Consider the following 10,224-nt stretch of genomic DNA (forward strand, 5'->3'; position numbering starts at 1 on the left):
TCGCTGTCGGTGCCGGGTGCCAGGATCTGTCCCATGGATCTCGCACCCTTCTTCGCCGATCTCGACGCTCAGCCATGGGCCGCCTACCAGCACGCCTACGGCAGCGCCGCCGACGTGCCCGACTGCCTGCGGGCGCTGGCGGACGAGGACGAGGAGCGGGCCGGCGAAGCACTCGGCGAGCTGTACGGGAGCATCCTGCACCAGGGCTCGGTGTACGAGGCGACGGCGCACGCCGTCCCGTATCTTGCGCGGCTCGCCGGTGCGGGGTTCCGTACCGCGGAAGTGCTGGGCCTGCTCGGCGGGATAGCACAGGGCGGGGCGGACGAGGGGGAGAGCGACGAGGCCGCCTGCCGGCGCGCCGTGACCGCCCAACTCCCCCTGTTGCTGGCCTCGTCGGAGGACGAAGACGCCTCCGTGCGGCAGGCCGCCGTCTGGGCGGCGGCCATGACCGGGGCCACGGACCAGGTGTATCCGGCGCTGCGGAGCCGCTTCCGGACGGAGGAGGAGCCGCTGGTCCGGGCCGAACTGCTCGGCGGGCTGGCCCACCTGGACCCGGAGGGCACCGCAGGCCTGGCGGCCGGGGCCATCGGTCCGGACGGGCCGGGCGAGCTCCGCGTCGCCGCGCTGCTCGCCTGCGTGGACGCGGGCGTGCCCTGGACCGACGAGCATCACAGGACGATGCTCGACCTGCTCCCGGCCGACGACCTGGTCGCCGGCCGCATCGACCTCGACCGGAACGAACCCCTTCAGTACATGGTCTCGGAGCTCCTGCTCCGCGACACGGACGCCGACCGCGACGCCGTGTACGGAATTCTGGACGCCGCACTGCGCAGTGAGCGGCCGGGGATACGGGCGGAGGCCCTGTGGGCGGCGGAGTCCGCCTGCCAGATCTCCCGCAGCGCGCCGGACCGGCTGGCCGGCCCGCTCGTCGCCACGGTCCTCGGCGACCCCACCCGCGCCGGGCAGACACTCTCGCTGCTCCGACTGCTGGGCCGCCGTGCCGCCGCAGTGGCTCCCGCCCTGGCCGAGCTCGCCGAGGCCGGCGGTGATCTGGCCGACCAAGCCCTCGAAGCGCTGGTGGTGGTGGACCCGGAGCGCGCCGTGCCGATCCTCGCCCGCGACCTGGAGAACCGGCCCCGGGCACTCGCCGCCGCCTGCGGAGGGCCGCTCGCCACCGCGCCCACGGTTCCGTTCGACGCCGGGCTGCTCGGCGCGGTCCGCGCCCGGCTCGCCGCACCGGAGAAGCTGAGGGACAACGAACCCTTCCGGTACGCGGCGCTGCTGGAGTCCTGGGGGAGCGGGGCAGCCCCCGCCCTGCCCGAACTGGGCGCCGCGCTGCCCGCGTTCCCGCAACCGATGGCGGGGGCGCTGGCCGCAGTCTGCCCACCGGAACACAGTGGGGCGACGGGCGGACTCCTGCGCCGGGCGGCCCGGACGGGACCTCCCGAGGCCCGGCTCGCGGCGGCCCGGGCCGTGTGGCAGCTCACCGACGACACCGGCCCGTTGCTCACCGTCCTGGCCGCGCAGCTGACCGGCGACGGGAGCCGCGTACGGGAGGCGGCGACCGCCGCCGCCGAGCTGGGCCCCCGGGCGGCGGAGCTGGCACCCGCCCTCATGGCGGCGGCGAGCTCCCCCGGGGCGTCCCGCGTCATCCCGCACCTGGACGCCGACGTCGCGATCGCCGAGGCGCTGTGGCGGATCACGGGCCGGGCGGAGGAGCCGCTGCGGCTCCTGGCCGGGGTACTGGGTGAGACCGAGCTGAGCTGGATCCGCTGGACACTCGTGCGGGCCGCGCGGGTCGCCGCCCGGCTGGGGGACCTTGGCCGTCCACTCGTACCCGCACTGGAGGCGCTGCTCACGGATCCGCTCCACACCCCGGCGGCGGTGCTCGCCCTGCACAGGATCGCGCCCGGGACACCCGATGTGCGCACGGCGGCCGGGCTGCTGCTGGACTCCGCGGAGGAGGACGCCGACGCGGCCACGGCGCTGGAGGCGCTCCTGGCCCTCGGCCCGGACGCGCTGACCGAGGACCACGGGCGGCGGCTCGCCGCCCTGGCCGAGCGGGATCTGCGAGTGACGGCCTCCGGGGTGGAGACCACCATCGCCACCACGGACGACCGGCTGCGGGAACGGGCCAGGGAGGTGCTGCGGGCGCTGGGCGCGGGCCCGGCCGTGTCGGAGGCCTGAGCGGCGCGGGGGTGGGGCAGGCGTACCGCCGCGCGGGGTGGTCCTGAGGGGGCGCACGGGGGTTCCGCGCTGCCCCGCCGTGAGTGACGCGGGCGGACCCGTCGTGCCCCTCAGCTCGCCGCCCGGGCCCGGTCCGGATCCCGCTCCGACGCGCGAGCCGCCCCGGGCTCCCCGCTGTCAGCCGCCCGGCCGCCAGCCCGGGCTGCGGCCGCTCAGCGCGATCACACGGTCGAGCAGCGGCGCGTCCCGCGGCACCGGAACGGGCGGCCCGAACAGCCCGCCAGGACCCGAACCGTCGTCGTCCGCGGGGGTCAGCAGCGCCTCCGACGCACGCAGGCCCGCCTCGTCCGCCCGGAATTCCTGACCGGTCGACCGGGCCAGGTCCCAGCCGTGCACGAGCAGCTCGTTCGACACGACCATCGCGGCCACCGCGCCCGGCAGGTCCACCCCGCCGGCCCGTGTCATGCCCTCCTGGGCGGCCGGGGCGCGCCACGCCGTGACGAGCTCGTCCAGCAGCGGAGGCAGCGACTCCCGCCAGCCGTCGGGGAGGACCGGCAGTGCCGAGTCCGGTGAGGTGTCCGTCGTCGGCCCCAGGTCCTTGCGTGCCGCGTCACGGAAGGCGACGGACAGTCCCAGCACATGGGCCACCAGCTCACGGACCGAGTAGTCCGGACAAGGTGTGGGCCCGGACAGCTGCCCGTCGTCGAGGGAGCGGATCAGTTCGCCGATCTGCCGGGCCGCCGGTTCCAGGTCGAGTGCGGGCGCGGTCCCGCTGTACGTATCCATACCTCTTCAGACCGGTCCGGAGCCCGGAACTCATCGCGGACATTGCGGAACGTTCCGATCCAGCCCCTTGTCGGCACCCCCACCGACATGGCATACAGGTCTGGACCATTGCTTCCGGACGGAAGGCATCACCGTGCAACGCCCCCACGCACGCACCGCGTCGGCCTGCTCCGCCACCCTGCTCCTCGCCGCGCTCACCGCCTGCGGAGGAACCGCGGGAGCGGACACCCAGAAACCGACGGCACCCGAGGGAGTGACCGTCCAGGCCGGCAGCGCCACCTCCGTGCACGTCATGTGGGAACAGGCCTCGGACAACAAGGGAATCACCGGCTACGAGGTCTACCGCGAGGGCAGGAAGGCCGGATCGGTACCGGCCGCCAAGCGGATGACCGACATCGACGGGCTGACCGCCTCCACCGCGTACACGTTCACCGTCCGGGCCCGCGACGCCGCGGGGAACCTCTCCGCCCCGAGCGCCGCCGTCCCCGTCACCACGCCCGCCCCCACCCCCACCGACGCCGAGCCGCCGACAGGGCCGGTGAAGCTGCGCGGCAAGGCCGTGAACGGCAGTACGGTCACCCTGTCCTGGGGCGGTTCCACGGACGACGTCAAAGTCACCTCGTACGACATCTACCAGGAGGACTCCCGGATCCACAGCGTGCCCGGAACACAGACCACGGCCCGCCTCACCGGACTGCGCCCCGGCACCGTCTACACCTTCACCGTCCGCGCCAGGGACGCCGCCGAGAAGTCCTCCCCGGACAGCGACGCGCTCGACCTCACCACCGCCTCCGCCCCCGGTGCGCCGGCCGGTACGGCACCCACCGGACTGCGGACGGAGGCGGCCACCGAGGGAAGGGAATCCGTGATCGACCTGTCCTGGGACCAGCCGGACACCGGCGGCACGATCCCCGCCTACCAGCTGTACCTGAACGGGAAGCTGACCACCACGATCGTCTGGGGCGGCACCCCGCCCACCGGGCGGGCGACCTACCGGCTCACCGCCACCGACCCGCCCGGCACGCGCTACTCGCTCAAGATCCGGGCGAAACTGCCCGACGGGACGTGGGGCGACTTCTCCGCCCAGCGCACGGTCGTACTCACCGGCTGACGGCACAGCGGCACAACAACGGCCCGGATCCCGCCCCACCGATGGCGCGGACCGTTCGGCGGCCACCGGCTGCGGTACGGAGAGGCAGGGCGGAAGCAGCCCTCCGCTCCCACCGACGCCTCCCGGACGCCCGTCAGCCGGTGACGCGTACCGTCTCGACCCATGGGGGTGGGGCCGGGGCCGACGGGCCGATGAGCGCGGCGACGATCCGGCACGACGGGGTCTCGTCCGGCCAGGGGGTGTAGCCGTCCGTCAGGACGATGACGATGTGCGGGCGCTCCCGCACCTCCAGCGCCGCCGCGATCCCGACCCGCATGTCCGTGCCGCCACCGCCGCCCAGCGTGATCTGTTCCGTGGACGTCACCCGGGAGACGGCCCGCACATCGGCGTCGCAGGCCAGGACGGTCACCCGGTTGCCCCGGATCCCCACCTCGCGCAGTACGCCGGTGACCTCGGCCAGGGCCGCGGCGATCTCGGCGTCACCCATCGACCCCGACGTGTCGATGACGACCGCCACCCTGGGCAGCGGCCGGCGGAGGCTCGGCAGGACGACACCACGCAGCGCCGCGCTCCGGCGGGACGGCCGGCGGTAGGTGTAGTCGATCGCTCCGGCCGCCCAGGCGGCGGCCTCCCGTACCGCGCCCGCGAGTGCCTGCCGCCAGTCGACCGTGGGTTCCAGGATCTCGTCCGCCCAGCGCCGCCAGCCACCGGGCAGCGTGCCCCTGCCGCGCAGATGGGCACGCATCGCCTCCGCCGTGTGGCGCCTCAGCGCCTCCGCCTCGACCGTGCCGACACCCTTCGGGCCCTGGTCCGCCCCGCTCAACTCCCAGGGCCCCGGCTGTCCGTGAGCGCCCGACCCGCAGTCATGGGTGAAGACGGACGGAGGCAGGGCCGCCAGGTACACCTCGAAGACCTGCCCCTCCGGAAGGCCGAAGAGGCGTGGTTCGAGCCGCCCGGCGGGCAGCGGCAGCCCGTCGGAGACCAGGTCGTCGTTGATCTCGCAGTCCTGCGCGACGTTCACCCGGTGCCGGTCCCGCTGGTCCGCCGCGGGCAGCAGCCCGGCCCGCCCGTGATGGTCACGCAGCAGATGCGCCACCTCGTGCACCCACACCGCCGCCAGCTCCGCCACCGGCGTCCGGTCGACGAACCCGGACGAGACGTAGCAGCGCCAGTGCCGGTCCACGCCCATGGTCGGCACCTCGTCGCTCGGCACCACCGTCAGCGCGTACAGGGCCGACGCCAGGTAGGGGCGGTCCTGGGCCGCCCGGTAGCGCGCCGCGAGGAGCTTCGTCGTGTCCAGTTCAGCCACCCTGGGGCAGGGCGCCGGACTGCCTCAGCAGATCCAGGAACCCGTCGATCCCCGCCGGCACCGGCCAGTCGAGGCTGCGCATCGCCGCCAGGTCGACCGCGGCACGGGCTGCCACATCGGGCACCCCCGCGTCCACGGCCTTGGCCAGCACGGCCCAGCCCGCCTCCCAGCGCTTCCGGGTCAGATCGCCCTGTACCGCGGCGACGACCGCGATCAGGAAGGCCAGCTGCCGGTCCCCGCGCTCGGGGAGTGCGAAGGCGTCCGGGTCGGCCAGCACCCGGTCGGGGTCGGGCAGGTCGAGATGTTCCAGGTAGGACAGCAGCTCGATGCCCGCACCGTCCCCGACCGCGCCGGTGAGCGCGGCGGCGACCGCCTCGCGTCCGGCATCCGTCGCGTAGCCGGTGGCGAGCAGGCGCAGGGCCATGTCCCAGGTGCGCGGGGACGGCCAGGCCCGGCCCCGGCTCTCCGCGTCGGCCGGGATGTGGTGGACCAGACCGGGCCGAGCCGTCAGGAAACCGGAGACCGCGCCCCGCGCACGGGCCGCCGCCCCAGGCACCTTGGCGGGCTCCACGACCGGCACGCCCAGCGCGGGCCACGTCCCGGCCATTCCGCGGGCGACGGTGCGCGGGTCGTGCGTCCACTGCAGATGGACGAACCGGTTGGCGAGCGGCGGACTGAGGTGCCAGCCGTCCGCCGCGCTCGACGGAGGGTTGGCCGCGGCCACGATGCGTATCGCCTCCGGCAACACCAGACTGCCCACCCGGCGTTCGAGCACGACCCGCAGCAACGCCGCCTGCACGGCGGGCGGCGCCGACGACAGCTCGTCGAAGAAGAGCAGTCCCCGGCCGGTACGGGCGAGGCGCACCGCCCAGTCCGGCGGCGCCATCGGCACACCCGTCTCCGCCGGATCATCACCCACGACCGGCAGCCCGGCGAAGTCCGAGGGCTCGTGGACGCTGGCGATGACCGTCTCCAGGCCAAGACCCAGACCGGCGGCGAGCTGCTCCATGCCGGCGGACTTGCCGATCCCGGGCTCGCCCCACAGCAGCACCGGCTGATTGGCCGTCACCGCAAGTGCCAGAGCCTCCAGTTGGGGGCTGCTGGACGGCTCGGTGCGCGTGGTACGCAGCCGGCGGTTGAGCTCGTCCGCCGCGTCCAACGGGCCGGGGGCCACGGACGCGGGCCGGACGGTGGTGCTGGTGGTGCTCACTCTTCCTCGTCCTCTTCCTTCTGCTGCTGCCACTCCTCGTACCACTCCGCCCCGATGCCCGGGTGCTCGGCCAGCACCCGCTCACGGAGGAAGGCCAGGTCCTTGCGCTTGTACCGGCGGACCACCTGGGCCAGCGAGAACTCCGTCTGGTCGATCACGTCGATGCGGGCCCCGGCGTCGAGCAGCGCCCGCACCAGCGCGGCGGAACCGCCTTCGCTCACCACGACGCCCAGCGGGGTCCGGTCATGATGATCCAGGGCTTCGAGGTCGAGCCCCGCCGCGAGCAGCCGGGGCAGCAGTACCTCGTGGTCGAGCAGGTGCAGCACATGCAGCAGCCCGCGCCGTCTGCCGTCCCGTACGCGCAGGTCGACACCCGCGTCCAGCAGCTCCAGGACACCCTGGGTGTCCCCGTGCTGGACGCGCAGGAACAGTTCCTGGCGCTGCGCCCGCAGCCCCTTGGGCAGCCACCCCGCCCCCGACGTACAGGTGTGCTCGACCGCGAAGCAGCCGGCCACGGCCCCGCCGAACGCACGCATGGCGCTCTCGCGGTTCCGCTCCTCGTCGGTGTGCGGGGAGCGCAGTGCCCCGTCCCGGAACACGACTTCGTGCCATTCGCCGCGGCACCGCACCCGCACGGGACGCGGGGCGGGCGGCTCCGGCGCGCCGAACGGGCCTTCGAGCGCGGGGAAGAGCGCCCCGGCCACGAGCGGGTGCAGCCACCGCGCCGGCATGCCGCCGGCCCGCAGCAGATCAAGGTCGGGGAACCGGTGCCAGACCACCTCGGGGAGGAAGGCCGCGGTCTCGGCCGTCCCCGGTTCCACGACACTCGCCCGGAGCCGCCCGCCCGCGCTGTGGTCGGCGAGTTCCAGCAGGAGGTGCCCCCGCCAGTGCGCACCGATCCGGAAGCAGTCCGTGCCGGCCACGGCCGTCGACCGTCGTACTCCGGCCTCCAGCCGGGGGATGTCGACCGCGAGCCCGGCGACGACCTCCTCCGGGCTCACGCGGTACCACGAGCGCTCCGACCGCGGCGGCGTCGGATCCCACTCGATTCCCGCGGCCTCGAACGCCTCGGCCACCTTGCGGTCCTGGTGCAGCAGCGCCACCCGCTCCGCCCGCGCCGCGGCGTCGTCGTGGCCGGGTGGGGCCAGGTCCGGCAGCGTGCGGGGTGTGCCGTCGTCATGGAGGAACGGGATCCGTCCTCCGGCACCCACCGCGCCGCGCAGGTCGTCCGTACGCCGGGCGTCCCACACGTACCGGGCCGCCCGCCAGTCCTCGGCACCGGCACCGAACACACCGGGAGAGGTCTCGGTCGGGACGGCACCGAAACCGAGCATGAGCCGCTGCGGACCGTCGACCATCGAGGGCGTACGCAGATGCAGATAGGGCGCGAGGGGCAGACCGGACCCGTCGCCGTAGCCCGCCAGGACGACGGTGCGGTCGGTGGCGATCGTCGACCGTCCCCCGAGCACCCGCGGCAGATGCCAGCGCACCAGGTCGGGCACCAGCTGCCGGAGGTCCGAGACGAGCGCCCCGGCCACGGCCGTACCGTGCTCGTCCGCCACCTGCGCCGGGTCGAAGGACACATCGAATCCGGCCACGGCGAGAGCTCCACGCCAGTCACCCGCCAGCCGGCGTTCCGTCGCCCGCTCGATCACCCGGCGGGGCACGGCGTACTGACGCACCCTGCGCAGACTCGACGCGGTCTCGGCCGAGAGGTACCCGTGGCCGGGCCGGCGCGTCACCGGTAGACGCTCCGTATCGCACGCAGGTCCGCGTGGGCGCCGCCGTCCGGGCGCAGCCGCGTCGTGAAGGACCGCTTCACCTTCCGGGGGAGCCCCGGACCCAGCCCCACGTACTCCAGCCGGGAGTCCGCTCCCACCGCGCCCAGCAGAGCCTTCGCACCCCGCCCGGTCAGCCCGGTGTGGGCCAGCTCCAGTCGCCGCAGCGGGCTGCCGCGCAGCGCGGCGGCCAGCGCACCGGCCCCGACGTCACCCGTCACGTTGCCCGTCGCCCCGAGGCTGCGCTCCGACATCGGGCGCCCGAGGTCCAGCGCCTCGATCCCGTCGAGCGCACCGGCCAGCGCGCACGCCCCCGCCGGCCCGATGCCGTTGCCGCCGAGCCCGAGCCGCACCGGGCGCGCCGGATCGGCCGCGGCGGCGAGCACGGCGGCTCCCGTGTCGCCCAGGTGGTTGGCCGGCAGGTACAGCTCGCGCACGCCCGCCTCACGGATCAGCGCGGCGAGAGCGGGCGCGGTCTCGGCGCCCAGTCCGTTGCCGCCGAGGAACAGCCGTTCCACGGGCCGCTCGCGCCGCGACAGCACCCCGAGCAGCACCTCCAGGCCGGCGGCGGTGATCCCGCTGTTGACCAGGTCCAGGGTGCGCAGCGCGGTGTTGCGGGCCAGCATCCGCGCGAGGACCCGCACCCCGGCGTCACCCAGCGGATTGCGCTTCAGCCACAGGGCCCTGACGGTGTCGTCCTCGCTCAGCGCGTCGGCGAGCGCGGCCGCGCCCTCGGCCCCGATGCGGTTGCAGCCGAGATAGACGGTCCGCAGCGCGTGAGGGCCGTCGCGCAGCCCGTCCGCGACCGAACGCGCACCCTCGTCCCCCAGGGAGTTGGTGCCGAGCAGCACATGGGTGGCGTGCGCGGACCGTACGAGAGCGGGCATCACCCGGGCCGCACCGGCGGCCCCGAGCCCCTGCTTGCACAGATCGACGCGTCCGTCGGCACGCAGGGTCCCCAGCCCGAACACCTCGTCCGCCCCGACGGGCCGTTCCTCCGCGAGCCGTGCCAGCAGCGGATCCAGCAGTGCCGCGTCGGCGAGCGGAATGTCCGGGTGCTCGATCGCGGGGCAGCGCACGGGCATTGGCTGCGACATCACAACTCCCCAGTCCCTCGCCGGAATCCGGCGGGAACGGACGACGACCGCGTCCGCCGCCCGTCCAGGACGCCGACACCATCGACTTTCCTCCACGAAAAGGCGGCAAGACCGGTCGGATTCGAACCGACGTCCTCCAGCTCGATGCTAGGGCGCGACGACCTCTGCGCTACAGCCTTGCCGTGCGTGATCATAGCGCCAGAAGGCCGAAAGTCGCACGCCAGTACGACTGTTGCGCGAGGCTCCGTGGCGCGGGCCCCCGGGCCGGGGTGAGGTAAATTTCGAACCTGTTCAATAATGGGACCGGTGGCCGGACCGTACGGCCGCGTCCCCTGCCCCCGGCGAGAGGTCCGCACCGATGAGCCGTCCCCGTACCCGCCGGATCGTCGCCCTCGCGTACATCGCCGTCATGATCACCGCCGGGCTGGTCACGGGCGACCACGGCCCCTCGCCGGCGGACCCACTCGTCTCCTGGCTGTCGCAACCCGGGCTGAACGTGCTGTACGTCTTCGTCCTCATGCCGCTGGTCGCGCTGTTCGGTGACCCCGGCGGTGGAGAGGGCGGGGCGGGCGCCCTGGGCACAGCTCTCGCGAGCGGCCTCGGGGCGACCACGAACGTGCTGCTCCTGTGGGGCGCGCTCCGCTTCCTCCGCATGATCGCCGCCGACCTGCCCGCATGCCGGAAGCGCCGCGGCCCCCACCGCTGTGCGTGGGGGGGGGGGGCCCCGGGGGTTAAGGGGCCCCGGG

Annotated in this window: 8 protein-coding genes and 1 tRNA gene; 3 read left to right on the forward strand and 6 right to left on the reverse strand. The window is 74.6% G+C overall.

Features of this window, described 5'->3' with window-relative positions:
- Positions 1 to 33 precede the first annotated feature (33 nt).
- Positions 34 to 2,187, forward strand: coding sequence for a hypothetical protein (locus tag ACFWVP_RS33905; protein WP_384501895.1), 2,154 nt, complete (start codon positions 34 to 36; stop codon positions 2,185 to 2,187).
- Between the two features lie 177 nt (positions 2,188 to 2,364).
- On the opposite strand, the gene ACFWVP_RS33910 is transcribed toward ACFWVP_RS33905, so the two are convergent.
- Positions 2,365 to 2,973 (reverse strand): TIGR03086 family metal-binding protein, encoded by a 609-nt coding sequence (locus ACFWVP_RS33910; RefSeq protein ID WP_384501896.1) that lies wholly within the window; start codon positions 2,971 to 2,973, stop codon positions 2,365 to 2,367.
- A 133-nt stretch (positions 2,974 to 3,106) separates the two neighbouring features.
- Between ACFWVP_RS33910 and ACFWVP_RS33915 the strand changes: the two genes are divergently transcribed.
- A complete protein-coding gene (locus ACFWVP_RS33915) occupies positions 3,107 to 4,084 on the forward strand; it encodes a fibronectin type III domain-containing protein (RefSeq protein ID WP_384501897.1) in 978 nt (325 codons plus the stop codon).
- A 133-nt stretch (positions 4,085 to 4,217) separates the two neighbouring features.
- On the opposite strand, the gene ACFWVP_RS33920 is transcribed toward ACFWVP_RS33915, so the two are convergent.
- From ACFWVP_RS33920 to ACFWVP_RS33940, 5 genes are all read right to left on the reverse strand, one after another.
- Positions 4,218 to 5,393: a VWA-like domain-containing protein gene (locus ACFWVP_RS33920; RefSeq protein ID WP_384501898.1), complete on the reverse strand. Its 1,176-nt coding sequence runs from the start codon at positions 5,391 to 5,393 to the stop codon at positions 4,218 to 4,220.
- Complete coding sequence (locus ACFWVP_RS33925; RefSeq protein ID WP_384501900.1) at positions 5,386 to 6,603, reverse strand: AAA family ATPase; 1,218 nt, start codon at positions 6,601 to 6,603, stop codon at positions 5,386 to 5,388. Before ACFWVP_RS33925 ends, ACFWVP_RS33920 begins: the two co-directional genes overlap by 8 nt.
- Positions 6,600 to 8,345, reverse strand: coding sequence for an ankyrin repeat domain-containing protein (locus ACFWVP_RS33930; protein ID WP_384501901.1), 1,746 nt, complete (start codon positions 8,343 to 8,345; stop codon positions 6,600 to 6,602). The genes ACFWVP_RS33925 and ACFWVP_RS33930 overlap by 4 nt, the downstream gene beginning before the upstream one ends.
- A complete protein-coding gene (locus ACFWVP_RS33935) occupies positions 8,342 to 9,478 on the reverse strand; it encodes a gala protein (protein WP_384501903.1) in 1,137 nt (378 codons plus the stop codon). The genes ACFWVP_RS33930 and ACFWVP_RS33935 overlap by 4 nt, the downstream gene beginning before the upstream one ends.
- A gap of 106 nt (positions 9,479 to 9,584) precedes the next feature.
- A tRNA-Arg gene (locus ACFWVP_RS33940) sits at positions 9,585 to 9,657 on the reverse strand.
- Positions 9,658 to 9,836: 179 nt separating this feature from the next.
- On the opposite strand from ACFWVP_RS33940, the gene ACFWVP_RS33945 reads away from it, so the two are divergent.
- On the forward strand, positions 9,837 to 10,224 hold a 388-nt coding region (locus ACFWVP_RS33945; protein WP_384501905.1), incomplete at its 3' end, for a hypothetical protein.

This window comes from Streptomyces sp. NPDC058637 (assembly GCF_042717325.1).
Classification (GTDB): domain Bacteria; phylum Actinomycetota; class Actinomycetes; order Streptomycetales; family Streptomycetaceae; genus Streptomyces.

Coding starts and splice junctions, on each gene's coding strand:
- ACFWVP_RS33905 (WP_384501895.1), top strand. CDS start 34: ATGGATCTCGCACCCTTCTTCGCCGATCTCGACGCTCAGCCATGGGCC.
- ACFWVP_RS33910 (WP_384501896.1), bottom strand. CDS start 2,973: ATGGATACGTACAGCGGGACCGCGCCCGCACTCGACCTGGAACCGGCG.
- ACFWVP_RS33935 (WP_384501903.1), bottom strand. CDS start 9,478: ATGTCGCAGCCAATGCCCGTGCGCTGCCCCGCGATCGAGCACCCGGAC.